16 protein-coding genes are annotated in these 15,066 nt (G+C 66.5%); 10 read left to right on the top strand and 6 right to left on the bottom strand.

Annotated features, from left to right (window positions below):
• The first annotated feature begins 167 nt into the window (after positions 1–167).
• From ABG80_RS06065 to ABG80_RS06045, 5 genes are all read left to right on the top strand, one after another.
• Entirely contained in the window at positions 168–992 is an 825-nt protein-coding gene (locus ABG80_RS06065) for a mechanosensitive ion channel family protein (RefSeq protein WP_058086858.1), read from the top strand.
• 54 nt (positions 993–1,046) lie between these two features.
• Positions 1,047–1,892: a mechanosensitive ion channel gene (locus tag ABG80_RS06060; RefSeq protein ID WP_058086857.1), complete on the top strand. Its 846-nt coding sequence runs from the start codon at positions 1,047–1,049 to the stop codon at positions 1,890–1,892.
• Positions 1,844–2,263, top strand: a complete 420-nt coding sequence (locus tag ABG80_RS22510; RefSeq protein ID WP_058086856.1) for a hypothetical protein — start codon at positions 1,844–1,846, stop codon at positions 2,261–2,263. Before ABG80_RS06060 ends, ABG80_RS22510 begins: the two co-directional genes overlap by 49 nt.
• Before the next feature lie 9 nt (positions 2,264–2,272).
• A complete protein-coding gene (locus ABG80_RS06050; protein ID WP_058086855.1) occupies positions 2,273–4,531 on the top strand; it encodes a response regulator in 2,259 nt (752 codons plus the stop codon).
• Between the two features lie 75 nt (positions 4,532–4,606).
• Entirely contained in the window at positions 4,607–5,080 is a 474-nt protein-coding gene (locus ABG80_RS06045; RefSeq protein WP_058086854.1) for a response regulator, read from the top strand.
• Here ABG80_RS06045 and ABG80_RS06040 read toward each other — a convergent pair whose 3' ends face one another.
• Complete coding sequence (locus ABG80_RS06040) at positions 5,081–6,106, bottom strand: AraC family transcriptional regulator (protein WP_058086853.1); 1,026 nt, start codon at positions 6,104–6,106, stop codon at positions 5,081–5,083. It lies immediately after the preceding gene.
• Between the two features lie 85 nt (positions 6,107–6,191).
• On the opposite strand from ABG80_RS06040, the gene ABG80_RS06035 reads away from it, so the two are divergent.
• From ABG80_RS06035 to ABG80_RS21885, 5 genes are all read left to right on the top strand, one after another.
• A complete protein-coding gene (locus ABG80_RS06035) occupies positions 6,192–7,817 on the top strand; it encodes an FAD-dependent oxidoreductase (RefSeq protein ID WP_058086852.1) in 1,626 nt (541 codons plus the stop codon).
• Between the two features lie 47 nt (positions 7,818–7,864).
• Entirely contained in the window at positions 7,865–8,770 is a 906-nt protein-coding gene (locus ABG80_RS06030) for a bile acid:sodium symporter family protein (protein WP_058086851.1), read from the top strand.
• Positions 8,771–8,799: 29 nt separating this feature from the next.
• A complete protein-coding gene (locus ABG80_RS06025; protein WP_058086850.1) occupies positions 8,800–9,945 on the top strand; it encodes an L-lactate dehydrogenase in 1,146 nt (381 codons plus the stop codon).
• Between the two features lie 63 nt (positions 9,946–10,008).
• Entirely contained in the window at positions 10,009–11,673 is a 1,665-nt protein-coding gene (locus tag ABG80_RS06020; RefSeq protein WP_058086849.1) for an acetolactate synthase large subunit, read from the top strand.
• 116 nt (positions 11,674–11,789) lie between these two features.
• Complete coding sequence (locus ABG80_RS21885) at positions 11,790–12,155, top strand: hypothetical protein (RefSeq protein ID WP_152987489.1); 366 nt, start codon at positions 11,790–11,792, stop codon at positions 12,153–12,155.
• Between the two features lie 278 nt (positions 12,156–12,433).
• Here the strand turns inward: ABG80_RS21885 and ABG80_RS06015 are convergent, their stop codons facing one another.
• From ABG80_RS06015 to ABG80_RS21275, 5 genes are read right to left on the bottom strand one after another with little or no spacing between them, the layout of a single operon-like run.
• Complete coding sequence (locus ABG80_RS06015) at positions 12,434–13,159, bottom strand: immunity 52 family protein (protein ID WP_058086848.1); 726 nt, start codon at positions 13,157–13,159, stop codon at positions 12,434–12,436.
• Positions 13,156–13,761, bottom strand: coding sequence for a restriction endonuclease fold toxin 5 domain-containing protein (locus ABG80_RS06010; RefSeq protein ID WP_058086847.1), 606 nt, complete (start codon positions 13,759–13,761; stop codon positions 13,156–13,158). The genes ABG80_RS06015 and ABG80_RS06010 overlap by 4 nt, the downstream gene beginning before the upstream one ends.
• A complete protein-coding gene (locus ABG80_RS06005) occupies positions 13,761–14,108 on the bottom strand; it encodes a hypothetical protein (RefSeq protein ID WP_058086913.1) in 348 nt (115 codons plus the stop codon). The genes ABG80_RS06010 and ABG80_RS06005 overlap by 1 nt, the downstream gene beginning before the upstream one ends.
• Positions 14,102–14,599 (bottom strand): DUF4123 domain-containing protein, encoded by a 498-nt coding sequence (locus ABG80_RS21280; RefSeq protein ID WP_152987488.1) that lies wholly within the window; start codon positions 14,597–14,599, stop codon positions 14,102–14,104. Before ABG80_RS21280 ends, ABG80_RS06005 begins: the two co-directional genes overlap by 7 nt.
• A gap of 2 nt (positions 14,600–14,601) precedes the next feature.
• Positions 14,602–15,018: a PAAR domain-containing protein gene (locus ABG80_RS21275; RefSeq protein WP_083505860.1), complete on the bottom strand. Its 417-nt coding sequence runs from the start codon at positions 15,016–15,018 to the stop codon at positions 14,602–14,604.
• Positions 15,019–15,066 lie beyond the last annotated feature (48 nt).

Here is a 15,066-nt window from a genome sequence, read left to right as displayed (position 1 = left end):
GGGTTCGGCGTTTCGATGCAACGGGACCCCACAAGGGCCCCAATCGCCCTTATGCTGGTGGGCTGCCCCGACTTTCGGATGGGTCCACCCCCCTCCTGTGCATGGGGCTTTGTCGCCCACGGCCTCCTAGCATCGGCTCCCAGTTCGATGCCCCACAGGAGCGACCCGTGAACGATTACATCCAGCCCATTCAGCAGTTCCTCACGACCACCGCCCTCGATGTCGGGCTCAAGATCCTGGCGGCCATCGCCTTCTGGATCGTCGGGCGCTGGGTGATCGGTCGCTCCATCTCGCTGATGCAGGCGGCGATGAACCGCAACCACGTCGACCCCACGCTGACCAAGTACCTGGGCTCGATCATCGCCATCACGCTCAACATCGCCCTGGCGCTGGGCATCCTGGGGTACTTCGGCATCCAGACCACCTCCTTTGCCGCGCTGATTGCCGGTGCGGGCGTGGCCATCGGCGCCGCCTGGAGCGGCCTGCTGGGCAACTTCGCGGCCGGCGCCTTCATGCTGGTGCTGCGCCCGTTCAAGGTGGGTGACTTCGTCTCCATCGGCGGTGTCACCGGCACGGTGCACGAGCTGGGCCTGTTCGGCACCACGCTGATCACGCCGGACAACGTCATGACCATCGTCGGCAACGGGCGCATCTTCGGCGACACCATCCAGAACTTCTCGGCCCTGCCGGCTCGGCGCGTGGACCGCACGGCCCAGCTGGCCGCTGGCGTGGATGTGGCCGACGCCATCGTGCGCCTGCGCAAGGCGGTCTCGAAGGTGCCCAATGTGCTCGACCTGCCGGTGCCCGAGGTCAACGTGCTCGACATCAACCTGGTCGGGCCCGTGATCGCCGTGCGCCCGTATTGCCACACCGTGGACTACTGGCAGGTGTACTTCGACACCAACGCCGCCATCCTGCGCGTTTGCCAGGAAGCGGGCTGGCCGGCGCCCACGCCCACCCACATCGCCAAGCTCCAGCAACTGGCTGCGTAAGATGGGTGCCTGGTTCCGCCATCGGGCGGGCGATGACACGCAGGAGCAGCGCACATGGACATCCGCATGGAGGTGGAGCAGTTGATGGCAACCGAAGTGGGGCCGTTCGTGCCCCGCCTGATGGCGGCTGCGGGCATCGTGCTGGTGGCCTGGGTGCTCTCGCGCCTGGTTCGCGCCACCGTGAGCCGGCTGGCGCAGCGCACCGGCCTGGAGCGCCGCCTGCAGACCCCTGGCCTGGCCGGCGTGCTGGTGCAGGTGGCCACGGGCCTGGTCTGGCTGCTGGCCTTGCCGGCCCTGTTGGGCACGCTGCAGCTGCAGGCCTTGCTCGACCCGGTCAACGTGATGATGTCGCGTTTGATGGGTTACGTTCCGAGCCTGTTTGGCGCGGTCGTGATCCTGGGGGTGGGTTGGCTGGCGGCGCGCATCCTCAGGCAGATCGTCGAAGGCTTGCTGATCGCGGCGGGTTCCGAGAACCTGGCCGAGCGCCTGGGCCTGGGCTCGGCCCTGGGCGAGCGCAAGCTGGCCAGCCTGGCGGGCTCGGCGGTGTTTTTGCTGGTGATGCTGCCCACGCTGACGGCGGGGCTGCAGGCCCTGGGCCTGGAGGCGGTGGCCCGCCCGGTGGGCCAGATGCTCGACGCGGTCGTGGCCCTGGTGCCGCGCCTGGTTTCTGCTGGCCTGATCGTGGGCATCGGCGCCTTGTTGGGCCGGGTCGTGGCCGGGGTGGTGGTCACCGCCCTGGTGGGGCCGGTGTCAACCGCTGGCCCGCGCGCATGGGCCTGCCCGACGGCTGGCGGTTCGCGGGGCGCGACCTGGCCGAGCTGGCCGGCTCGCTGGTCATGCTGGGTTTTGTCATGGCAGCCATCACCCAGGCCTGCCAGGTGCTGGGCTTCGTGGTGCTGACCGAGGTCGTCACCGTGTTGGGCTCGGTCATGGCGCGCCTGGTCACGGCGGCGCTGGTGCTGGCCATCGGCCTGTGGCTGGCTTCTGCGGCGGCGCAGGCCGTCGAGGCCAGCGGGCGGCACGAGGCCCTGGCCTGGGCCCGCGTGGCGCGCTGGACCATCCTGTTCTTTTCCACGGCGCTGGCCTTGCGCCAGTCCGGCCTGCCGGGCGACATCATCGTCATCGCCTTCGCGGCCGTGGTGGGTGCGATCGCGCTGGGCCTGGCGCTGGCGCTGGGCCTGGGCGGGAGAGAGGTGGCGGGGCGATTGCTCGACGCGCTGGCGCGCCGCTACACCCGCATCGACGAAGACCGTGGCAACCCACCTGCCTGAGGCCGCTCGGTGAGCATCGGCCTGCGGCACCTGCCGCGCCTCTTTCGGCGGCTTTTCAACGAGGGCAGCCTGCCCCAGCAGGTTGCGGGCACGGGTGTGCTGGCCTCGGCTGCCGTGCCCGTTGCGACGGCGGCATGGGGCTGGGGTGAGCCGCACACCTGGCTGGCCATGGCGCTGACCGGCCTGGCCGCCACGGCCGCTGCGACCTGGGTGGCCTGGCGCGCCTCGGCGGCGCTGCTGAGGGTGTCGGACGCGGCGCAGTCCTTGCGAAGCGAACACCTGCGCGACGGCCTGGACGTGCCCCTGCTCAACGCGTCGGCGGAGCTCTTCGTGCTGTCGGCCCGCTTGCGCCGCCTTGTGCTGGCGGTGCGTCGCCACCGCAAGGAGCTGGAGGCGCTCAACCACGCCCTGGGTCAGCGCCTGCATGCGCGCACCCACGAGCTCAGCACCTTGCAGGAGCTGTCCATCGGCCTGGCCCAGCAGACCGACCTGCACCACCTGGTCGATGAAGCGCTGCAGGCGCTGGAGCGCACCTTGAGCTACAGCAGTGCTTCGCTGTGGGCGCGCGAGGACCTGAGCGCCGAAGGGCGGGTCGTGCTGATCGGCTACCGCACCGGCGAGGGCCATGAGGGCCTGGACGGCGACGACCTCTCGGGCATGCGCCTGTCGCGGGGCAACCTGCGCCACTACGAGCGCATCGAGCGAGAGCGCCAGACGGTGGTCGACAACCAGGTGCAGCACAGCTTCCTGAGCTGGTTGCTCGACCGGGTCACCGACGATGCGCGCACCTCCACGCTCTACCGCAACAGCCGCTCCTGGGTGGCCCAGCCGCTGCAGTTCCGCGACGAGGTGCTGGGTGTGATGCGGGTGGACCACGCCGAGCCCGGTTACTTCGACCCCGAGCGCGTGCGCCTGCTGCAGGCCGTCAGCAGCCAGGCGGCGCTGGCCATGCACCATGCGCAGCTGGCCGAACAGGCACGCGACCTGGCCGTCATGGCCGAGCGCAACCGCATCGCCCGCGACCTGCACGACGCGGTGTCACAGACGCTTTTCGCGGCCCACGTCATCGCTGGCACGCTGGGCAAGGCCCTGAAGGCTGGCGCCGACGAGGCCCTCAGCCAGCAGGCGCAGTCGCTGGGCCAGCTCATCCAGGGGGCCCTGGCCGAGATGCGCATGCTCATGCTCGAGCTCAGGCCCGATGCGCTGGAGAAGATGACCTTCGGCGAGCTGCTCAAACATGCCATCGACGCCCAGAGCAGCCGGGGTGGCACGCGCTTCGTGCGCCACGTCGCTTCGGCCGATCGCCTGTCGGCGCCCGTGCGCATGCAGCTCTACCGAATCGCCCAGGAAGCCTTGTCCAACGTCAGCCGCCACAGCGGCGCCACCGAGGCCGAGGTGCAATGGGTGGTGCAAGGCCCCAAGCGCGCGATGCTGCGCATCCGTGACAACGGCTGCGGTTTCGACACCACCGCCGAACACCCTGGCCATTTCGGCCTGGAGAACATGCGAGCGCGTGCCGAAGAGATCGGCGCCGTGCTGACCGTGGTGAGCGCGCCGGGCCAAGGCACCGACCTCACCGTGCAATGGGGTGACCCCCCACGACGCCAACTGACCATGCCCACTGACACCCACACCCCTGCGATCCGCGTCTTCCTGGCCGACGACCACCCGATGGTGCGCGCTGGCCTGGCCGGCATGATCCAAGGAGAAGGCGGCCTGACGCTGGCCGGCGAAGCCGCCGATGGCCGCGAAGCCGTCAAGCTCATCCCCACGGTGCGGCCCGACGTCGTTTTGCTGGACATGGCCATGCCCCACCTCGACGGCGTGGGGGTCATCGAAGCCTTGCACGCCTCGCTGCCCGACACCCGCTTCGTCGTCCTCAGCAGCCTGCTCGACCCCTTGCAGGTCGACCGCGCTGTGCGCGCCGGCGCGCGGGGCTACCTGCTCAAGACCGCGTCTGCGCAGGAGCTCGTGACCATGATCCGGCAGGTGCACGCTGGTCGCCGTGTGCTGGGCCCCGAGATCACCGACGCCCTGATCGCCAACCAGCAGCGCGACGTGCCCGGCGCCGACCTGACCACCCGCGAGCGCCAGCTGCTGGCCCTGATGGTGCAGGGCATGAGCAACCAGGAGATCGCCGAGGCCATGGGCATCGCGCTGCCCACGGTCAAGTACCACGTCACCAACGTGCTGGGCAAGTTGCAGGTCGACAGCCGCACCGAGGCGGTGGTGCTGGCGCTCAAGCACAAGCTGGTGCCTCAGGGCTGAAGCCCGACCAAAGTCGGGGTCGGTGCCCGTCTGCGGGCGGGGGTGCTTAACCCGTCGGGTGCCTAAGCTGGGGCCATGTTGTTGCCCAGCTTCACGCCCATGCCCGTCCCGATCCACCCCTCGTTCAAGCTGCCATCCGCGTCGCCTCGCGTCCTGCTGGTGGAAGACGACGCCGTGCTGGCCCTCGTGGTCATGGAACAGCTGCGCACGCTGGGCTGCGAGGTCTCGCTGGTGGAGAACGGCTGGATGGCCGTGCAGGCCTGGGCGGGCACCGAGGTCAACGAGTCCTTCGACCTGGTGCTCATGGACCTGCAGATGCCGGTGATGAATGGCGTGCAGGCCATGCGCCGCATCCGCCGCCTGGAGGAGGATCAACGCCATCGGGCCGCCCCGATCGTTGCCTTCAGCACCTGCAGCTTCGATGCGGCGGGCATGCACCTGCCGTCTTCGGGCTTCGACGACTTCTTGCCCAAACCCTGCGAGCTCAGGCAGCTGGCTGCCCTGTTGCGTCGTTGGGTGCCGCAGGCCCGCTTGCGCGCGGTGGCTTGATCAGCCGACCGAGCGGTTGCGGGTGGCCCAGGCGCGCGGCGAGCTGCCGCTCCAGCGCTGGAACGCCCGATAAAAAGGGCTGAGTTCGGCGAAGCCCAGTTGCTGGGCCACTTCGCGCACCGTGCGCTCGCCCCCTGCCAGCCATTGCAGCGCCAGCTCGCGCCTCGCTTCATCGAGCAAGGCGTTGTGGTGGGTGCCCCGCTCGCTGAGTCGGCGCGCCAAGGTGCGTTCACCCACGCCGAAGGCGGTCGCCGCTTCGGCCCGGGTGGGCGCCGCCATGCGCGCACCTGAGGCCATTTGCTCGCGCAACCAGTTGCGAACGGCCTCGTCCAGGCCTTGCTGCTGCGCCAGCGCTTGCAGCTGCGCCGCCGCGTACTGCTCGTGCAGGCGCGCCAGCTGGGCATTGGCCTGCGGCAGGGGCAAATCGAGCACGCTGTTGTCGATCAGCAGGCCGCTGTAGGCCTGGTTGAACTCGATCGGGCAGGCAAACGCCTCGCGGTAGCCGGCCAAGGGCCCCACGGCCTCGTGGCTGAAACGCACCAGGGTCGGCCTGAGGGGCTGTGGCGTGATCCAGCGAGAGGCGCTGACCACGGCGGCCAGCACGGCCTCGATCTGGTGGGGGCTGAAGGCCAGGTCACCCTGCCTGGGGTGGTAGACCAGCCAGCTGGTCTGGGGGCCGGCCAGCAGCTGAAAGCGCCCGCCGTCGGAAATCAGCGACTGGTACTTCTGCACCACGGTCAGGGCCTGGCGCAGCGTGGCGGCCGACTGCACGATGAAGCCGACCACGTTGAAGCTGGCCGGGCCCACCACGGTACCGGCCTTGAGGCCGAACCCGGCGTCCTGCGTCAGGCGCGCGGCGGCCCGCCACAACCGGGTGATGTGGTCGATGGGCCAGCGCTCGCGATCGAGCTCCTGAGGCTGAATGCCCGCGGCGCGCAGCAGGGTGGTTTCCTCGATTCCCTGGCGCTGCGCTTCTGCCAACACTGTGCGCACCCAGCTCATCGACACCATGGCCTGTGAAGTCAATCTCGCTGTCCTCCAAGGTCAATGGTCAGGGATCATAAGTGGATAAGGTCGCGGCCAGCGACGTGTTGGAAGAAGGAAGCGATCGATGGCTTCGGCTGTGCGGACGGACGTGGTGGTGGTGGGTGGCGGCCTGGCGGGCATCGTCACGGCCCTGGAATGCCTCAAGGCGGGCCGGCACGTGACCGTGGTCGACCGCGACACGCCCGAGCGCCTGGGCGGCCTGGCCCTGTGGGCCTTCGGGGGCATGGCCCTGGTGGGCACCCCCCTGCAGCGCCGCATGAAGATCGCCGATTCGCCCGAGCGCGCCCTGCGCGACTGGCTCAGCTTCGGTGAGCTCGCCGAGGGCGACACCTGGCCCCGCCGCTGGGCCGAGTTTTACGTGCAGCACTCGCGCGAGCAGGTCTACGACTGGCTGGTCTCGCACGGCCTCAAATTCTTCCCCGCCGTGAACTGGGTCGAGCGCGGGCGCTTTGGCGAAGGCAACAGCGTGCCGCGTTACCACGTGGTCTGGGGCACCTCGCGCGAGCTCACGCGGCGCATGATCTCGGCCATGCAGGCGGCCGATTCCGGCGGGCGCCTGAAGGTGCTCAGCGGGCACCGCGTCGTCGGCCTGGAAAACAGCGGTGGCGTGATGAATGGCGTGCAGGCCGTGCACGAGGCCAGCGGCGCGCAGGTGCGCATCGAAGCGCCCGTGGTGGTGCTGGCCATGGGCGGCGTCAACGGCTCGACCGAGCAGTGCATCGCCAACTGGCCGGCGCACCGCCCGCGACCGGCCACCCTGCTCAATGGCGCCCACCCGTTTGCCGACGGCGCCCTGCACCGCCTGGCCACCGACGAACTCGGCGCCCAGCTCACCCACGCGGGCGAGATGTGGAACTACGCCGCCGGCATCCCGCACCCGCAGCCGCACTTTCCGGGCCATGGTCTGTCGACCATTCCGTGCAAGTCGGCGCTGTGGCTGGACCACGCCGGCCGGCGCATCGGGCCCGAGCCCCTGGTCACCGGTTTCGACACGCACGAGCTCTGCCAGCAGGTGGCCGCGCAACCCAAGCCCTGGACCTGGCACCTCATGAACTGGCGCATCGCGGCCAAGGAGTTCGCCATCTCCGGTGCCGAACACAACCAGCGCGTGCGCGACAAGCAGCTCGTCCATTTCCTGCTGGAGATCGCGTTGGGCAACCACCGCCTCGTCAAGCAGATGCAGCGCGAGAGCCCGCACTTCCTGGTCGACGACACGCTGGCTGGGCTGGCCCGCAAGATGAACGCGCTGACGCTGGCCGAACAAGGTGAGCAGCACATCGACCCGGTGGCGCTGCAGGCCACGGTTGACGCTTTCGACGCCAACTTCGCCAAGGGCCTGGAGCTGGCCAACGACGACCAGGTCCGCCGCATCGTGCACGCACGGCAGTGGGGACCCGACCGCATGCGCACTTGCAAACCTGCGCCGCTGCAGGCCAGGGGCGCGGGCCCGTACATCGCCATCCAGGTGCAGCTGATCACGCGCAAGAGCCTGGGTGGGCTGCAGACCGATTTGCAAAGCCGCGTGCTGCAAGCCGATGGCCAGGCGGTGTCTGGCCTGTATTGCGTGGGCGAGGCGGCCGGCTTTGGCGGGGGCGGGGCCAGCGGCAAGCGGTCGCTGGAGGGCACCTTCCTGCCGGGCTGCATCCTCACGGCCCGCGCGGCGGCCCGCTCCATCGTGACCGGGGCTTGATGCGCTTCGTTTTCATCCCATCGACAACCGTCTGACAAGGAGCCAAGGTGCAAGGTGATGTTGTTTCCAGCGTGCTGCTGCCGCTGATCCTGGCTTTCATCATGTTCTCGCTCGGCCTGGGGCTGACGGTGGGGGACTTCCGGCGCATCCTCGTGCAGCCCAGGGCCCTGCTGGTGGGCGTGTTCAGCCACTTCGTGCTGCTGCCGCTGGTGTGCTTCGGCATGCTCAAGCTCATGGGCCTGAGCGGGGCTTTCGCGGTGGGCTTCATGATCCTGGCCGCGTGCCCCACGGGGGCCACCTCGAACCTGCTGACTTACCTGGCGCGTGGCGATGTGGCCCTGGCGCTGGGCTTCACGGCCATCGCCAGCTTGCTGACCATCTTCACCCTGCCGGTCATCGTGACCGGGGCGCTGGCGCACTTCATGGGCACCGAACGCGCGGTCAACGTGCCGGTGGGTTTGATGATGGGGCAGGTGGCTTTGGTGATGGGCCTGCCCGTCACGCTCGGCATGGTCGCGCGCCACCGCTGGACGGACTGGGCGCTGCGCTTCGAGCCGCGCGCCACGCGCATCGCCACGGGGCTGTTCGTGCTCATCGTGGTGCTGGCCGTCATCAAGAACTGGCCGATGGTGCAGGCGCACTTCGCGTCCCTGGCGCCGCTGGCGCTGGTGCTCAACCTGACCATGCTGAGCCTGGGCTTTGCGGTGGCCTGGCTGGCGCGGCTGTCGCGCAGCCAGTCGATCACGCTGGGCATCGAAACGGCGGTGCAGAACGCGGCCCTGGCGCTGGTGATCGCCAGCACGGTGCTGCAGGACGGCACCATGGCCATCCCCGGGGCGCTGTATGGGGTGCTGATGTACGTGGGCGGGCTGCTGTTTGCCTGGGTGATGCGGCGGCATGTGGCGGCGTCCGAGGCTGCGGGTGAGCCCCACCGCGCCACCCACTCGCGTTGACCCCTCTTTGCGAGAAGGCGTCCACCAACATGCCCCTGCACCTGCCCGCCACCGCTGCCGACCTGCGCCTGAGGGCCCAGGCGAAGCTGCCCCGTTTCCTCTTCGACTACGTGGACGGCGGGGCCACCGACGAGCAAACCCTGCGCGCCAACGAGGCCGCCTGGTCTGGCGTGACCTTGCGTCAACGGGTTCTGCGCGACGTCGATGGCGTCGACACATCGGCCACGCTGGCTGGCCAGCCCTGCCAGATGCCGCTGGCACTTGCGCCCGTGGGGCTGGGTGGTTTGCTGGCGCGCCGCGGTGAGGTCCAGGCCGCCCGCGCCGCCGAGGCCGCCGGCGTGCCCTTCACCCTGTCCACCGTGGGCATCTGCCCGCTGGGCGAGGTGCAAGCCGCCGTGCAGCAGCCGATCTGGTTCCAGCTCTACATGTTGCGCGACCGGGGCATCGTGCAGGCCCTGTTGCAACGCGCCTGGGCAGCCGGTTGCCGCACCCTGGTCTTCACGGTCGACCTGCCCACCTCGGGCATGCGCCACCGCGACACCCGCAACGGCCTGTCGGCCTCGGCCGGCCGCGCGGCCCTGATCAAGGCGGCGCACCTGCTGTCTCGTCCCGGCTGGATCTGGGACGTGGGTGTGCGAGGCAAGCCGCATGGTTTTGGCAACCTCCACGACCAGGTGCCGCTGGCCCAGGACATGGACGCCTTCAAGGCCTGGATCGACACGCAGTTCGACCCCACGGTGACCTGGTCCGACATCGACTGGGTGCGCAGCCAGTGGCCGGGCACCGTGCTGCTCAAGGGCATCCTCGACGAGGAAGACGCGCGCCAGGCCGTGCGCAGCGGCGTGCAAGGACTGGTCGTGTCCAACCACGGTGGCCGGCAGCTCGATGGCGTGGCCGCCACCGCCTGCAAGCTGCCGGGCATCGCGCGGGCCGTCGATGGTGCGCTGACCGTGCTGGTCGATGGCGGCGTGCGCAGTGGCGTGGACGTGTTCCGCGCGCTGGCGCTGGGCGCCCAGGGCGTGCTCATCGGTCGGCCCTGGGCCTGGGCGCTGGCCGCAGGGGGCGAGGCGGCGCTGACCGACTTGCTGCGCAGCTGGCAGCGTGAACTCCAGCTGGCCATGACCCTGGCCGGCGTGACCCGGGTGTCGGACATCGGCCCCGCCCAACTGGACTGACCGCTTGCCGACCCCATTTCGACCGATTCCAACACGAACACCCGACCTGCAGGAGACCCCGACATGAATGGCGCCCAAGCCCTGATGAAGACCCTCGCCGACGCCGGCGTGACCGTGTGCTTCAGCAACCCCGGCACCTCCGAAATGCACTTCGTGGCCGCGCTCGACCACGAGCCGCGCATGCGCGCCGTGCTCACGCTGTTCGAAGGCGTGGCCACCGGCGCGGCCGACGGCTACGCCCGCATGGCCGGCAAGCCCGCAGCCACCTTGCTGCACCTGGGTTGCGGCCTGGGCAATGGCCTGGCCAACCTGCACAACGCGCGCAAGGGCCGGGTGCCCATTGTCAACATCGTGGGCGACCACGCCACCCACCACGTCCAGTACGACGCGCAATTGCAATCCGACATCGAGACCGTGGCGCGCAACGTCTCCAAGTGGGTGCGCACCTCGTCGTCCACCGCCGAGCTGGCCAACGACGCCGCCGAGGCCGTGGCCACCGCGATGGGCACCCCCGCGCAGGTCACCACGCTGATCCTGCCGGCAGACGTGTCCTGGAGCGAAGGTGGCGTGCCTGCGGCCCTGCCGACGCTGGTGCTGCCACCGGTGGCCGAGGACGACGTCATCGACGCCATCGCCCGGGCCATCCAGTCGGGCGAGAAGACCGCGCTGTTGATGGGCGCGCGGGCCCTGCGCGAGCCCGGCCTCCTCGCCGCTTCGCGCATCGCGGTCAAGGCCGGCGTCAAGCTGTTCGCCGAGGTCTTCCCCACGCGCATCGAGCGCGGCGCGGGCCTGCCCCACGTCGAGCGCATCGCCTACCTGGCCGAGCTGGCCTCGGTGCAGCTGCACGGCCTCAAGCACCTGGTCCTGGTCGACGCCAAGTCGCCGGTGTCCTTCTTTGCCTACCCCGGCAAGGCCAGCGACCTGGTGCCCGAGGGCTGCACCGTGCACACCCTGGCCTCGCCTTCGCAAGATGCCGTGGGCGGCTTGTCGAAGCTGGCGCAAAAGCTCGGTGCCGACGCCGTGCAGCCCTTGCTGCAGTCGGCCACGCGGCCCGATCGCCCCAAGGGCAAGCTCACCGCCGAGAAGGTCTGCAAGGCCGTGGGCCACCTGCTGCCCGAGCGCGCCATCATCGTCGACGAGGCGCAAACCTCGGGCGTGATGCTGCCGCACTTCACCAAGGGCGCGCCGCGCCACGACGTGGTCACGCTCACGGGTGGCGCCATCGGCCAGGGCCTGCCCAACGCGGTGGGCGCGGCCATCGCCTGCCCCGACCGGCCGGTGCTGGCGCTGGTGGGTGACGGCTCGGCCATGTACACCATCCAGGCGCTGTGGACGATGGCGCGCGAGCGGCTCAACGTCACCACCGTCATCCTCAACAACAAGTCCTACGCCATCCTCAACGTGGAGTTGCAGCGCGTGGGGGCGACGGGCCAGGGCGGTGGCAGCGGCGAGAAGGCCCGCTCGCAGCTCGATCTGTCCAACCCCGGGCTGGACTTCGTGCAACTGGGCGCCAGCATGGGCGTGCACTCGGTGCGCGCCACCACGGCTGAAGAATTCAACACCGCGCTGGAGAACGCCCTGCGCTCGCCCGGCCCTCACCTCATCGAGGCCGTGGTGCCCAATGCCTTTGCCGGGCTGAAGCTGCGCCTGCTGCCGCATGTGCTGAGCTCGCTGGCCAGCCTGCCGCAGCCGCTGGCCCAGCTCATCAAGCGCAAGGTGTCGCCTTGAGGCTCAGGGGGCCCGAGCAAAATCGGTGGCTACGCTAAGATTTACGTTCCTGTGCGGATCGATCTGGGCCCACATTGGGCAGCATACTTAAAAAGAAAATAATCGGAGTGTCGGCCGTGCTTGCCAAATCCATGTTCCTGCGTCTCTGTTTGGTTTTGGTGATTCCTTTGTTTTTGCTTGGATGGTGGGTTTCTGAAAACGAAATTGTTTTGCCCCATCATTCGACTATCACATGCATTGAACAGGCTGAAGAATTCCTGTGTATAAGCGAAACCTGGGATGGCAAAAACGCCAATAACGTCCGGCATCAGGTGCCCATCACTTTCGGACGAAGTGTTTTTTTGCCAGACGGGTTTAGCCACAAGATCATTCCATATGAGCTCCCTGCTGATGGCGGGATTGCCAAAGATGAAATGAAGCGCAGTGAAGAGCAACTGCTGTCCCTGCGCAAGGGCAGTCTCAGTTCAGAACCCGATTTCTAGCTTTACTGCGACATCCGACCGTTCGCTTTCGTACCCGATCTTTGGGAGTACAAGTGCCACGATGAAAGGGAGGGTATTTTTGATTTTGCAGACAAACAAGTCAAACAAAAATTCATCAGCCTTCAGGCTCGAGTTGACGTATTGAGTAAGCAGGCGCGCGAATTTGAAATATTTGCAAAAACGATTTCGGTGCTCGCTCCGTTTGCTGCTTTTCTGGTGTTGTCTTTTGTGTTTTGGGCTCTTGGATGGGCCATCAAATTCGTAATGGGGCCGACTTCTCACAAATCCGCGTAACGTGGCAACAGATCTTGGTCAACCAGCCGAGTCTCAATCGAGTTGGCCACCTTGACATGCTCCGGGTTGTTTTCGGAGAAGGGCTCATCGGTGATGCTGACAATGATGGTGCCCGTCTGGTTGTTGTCTTCGTCGGCAACAGGCACCAAGGCACGAGCCTCTGGCACCTGCTGCGCAGTCAAGACTTTGGGCAGGTAGAGCATCCAGGCAACACCCGGGCGATCTTCAAAGACCTTGTGGTCACTGTACCAATACGGGCCGAATGAACAGGCGTTTGGACGCCAGATGGCAATGGCGCGTTGCAGCCAGCCAAGCGGCACGCGCCAGTCCGTGACTTCGGGAGCGACTCGCATGGCGAATTCCACCGTGTCCGGCCGACCGAGGGTGTTCACGCGAGATGACAGCGTGGCGACTTCGGCATCTGATTCAGCGCCATTCCAAAGAGAAATGGAACGAACGTCGGTCACGCCCATGCTCTTGTGATGGAGCACGGCCAACGCAGCCGTTGTGGGTCCATTGGCATCAAAGGCGTCATACAAGAGTGCGTCGTGTTTGCTTTTGTCCGACGAAAGACACCAACGCTGCAACAGCGGTGAAAACTCGCCGACAACACGAGCGAATTCGTACAGCTCTTGCAACTGCGTGGTGACGTCGATCAATGTGGGCTGTGCTCGACGCACGAACAGCTCCATCGCTGGTGTTGATTTCATGGCTGATAGACCACCTCGAGATCGGGATATGCGGCTTTGATCACCTTGGAGAAATAACGGTAGCTGATGGGCTCCATGAAGTGCCATCGCAACTGGACAGGTGGTCTTGGTTGCGCAGCGGAGGCTTGCCGGTACGCCTCTTCAACCAGCTTGTCGGCACCTTCTGTCCACCAGCCGCGAACCCTGCGGTACTCATCAAAAAATTGATCGTACTTCGCCTTTGCTTCCTTCAACAGACATTGAGAGGAATCGAAGCCATCGAAGCTGATGCCGTTGAACATCCACTCCGTGATGAAGCCTGCCCCAACCGGAAGACCGCAGATTTTTGCTTGGTAAGCAATCGATGTGTCAGACCAGCCAGCTGTTGATCTGTTGAGGGGCGCACCTTTGTCTGGCGGGCACGCCTTGCACTTTTCCTTTGTGCCGGCCGTGGCCTCGGTTTTGGCGATCGGGGTGCTCTTCGCCTGTTCGGCCGCCTCGCTGTGCTGCTTGGCAGCATCCCGCGCAGCTTCACCTGCTGCGCCTGCGACGACGCCCACACCCAGGGCGGCCAAAACACGCATGGCAGCGGCTTCAACCGCTGGAACAACAAGCGCAACCATCAGGAAGTCTCCTCAAGTTTTTTGTTCATGACGGCCAGCAAGTCATCCAGCCGCTGCTCTGGCGTTGCGCCAGGTTTGCTCAGATGGTGATGGACAACTGGATCGTCGTGGATCCGAGGTGCGTCTGCGGCCAAGTACATCAATCGCACCATGTGAGGTGTGGATGTGAAACCGATCCGGGTGCCGTACTCATGTGCCGCCTGAATGCGCTCGGCCACGCCATATTTCCCAGGTGTTTCGCGCATGTCTGGCCTGTTGGCTAAGAACTGATCGACCACATTGAGCACAAACTGACGATTGTCATGGGCTTGAAGTGCACGCCACTGGGCCTCGTTCAGTGTCAGCATGACTGCCTCCCGATCCATGCCCGCTTGCCGTTGTCAAGCAAGTGCCATTCTTCGATGTGCGCAAAGAACTCAACTCGTTGGACTTCGTCCAGCAGCTGTGCCAGGCTCACCAGCACACGGGGATCCCAAAAACGAAGCAGGGCTGTTCGCCCATCAGGCAAACGGGTGTTCAGGCGCAATTGCATCAATTGCGCCAATCCTTCCGGGGTTTGAGGGGCGATCAACCAAGTCACAGCAGGCGCTTCAAATTCGAGGCGAGCCAAGTCATCGACCTGCTCTCTTCCAACAGTCTCTGCATCAACCAGCCAGGGGCCAGCATGGTTCAACGGCTCGTCAGCCGTCCCGGCGAACAAGGGCCTGTACCCGTTTTGAGCAGTCAGCCGAAAGCCTCGATGATCTTGGTATTGAAGACCATCAACCAGCGCGTAAAGGCGAAGCGCAGCACAGTTCTGGCGCAACTCGGCCAGTCGCTCATTGACATCAATGACCATGCTCACCCTCGCACAACGGATGAGCTGCCCGCTGCGGCTGCCTTCATCAGGCAGTCAAGGCAGACACCTGAGGTGGTTGGCGCAGCGACGCTGGCTGCTTGCACCAAAGCCTCTGCTTTGTCATCGGCAGCGAAATCAGCGATTGAGCTTTGATCTGACCAGGTGGCGAGGGTTTGGCCTGCTATCAATGTCGCGCCACATGCTGTTTTGTCGCCGTGTCTTGCCGGGGATTGGCCCATTGACGTCATGTCAGGCGAGCCACTGACAATTGGGAATGTTCCCTTGCACCGTGGGCACACAGTCATGTCGCCGACACGAGCCACGTACTTGCCGTGTACGTCAAAGGTGTAATCGGCGCTGATGACCGTCCCACCGTGAGTGGTTCGGTCACCCAATACAACAAATGGCAACGTGGCCATGTTGTTCCTCTCTGCTTGATCGTTTATGGGACAAGAATCTAGCAGAAG

The organism is Aquabacterium parvum (genome assembly GCF_001447195.1).
Classification (GTDB): domain Bacteria; phylum Pseudomonadota; class Gammaproteobacteria; order Burkholderiales; family Burkholderiaceae_C; genus Aquabacterium; species Aquabacterium parvum.
Note: the sequence above shows the minus strand (reverse complement) of the source record. Positions and strands in the feature narration are given on the sequence as shown.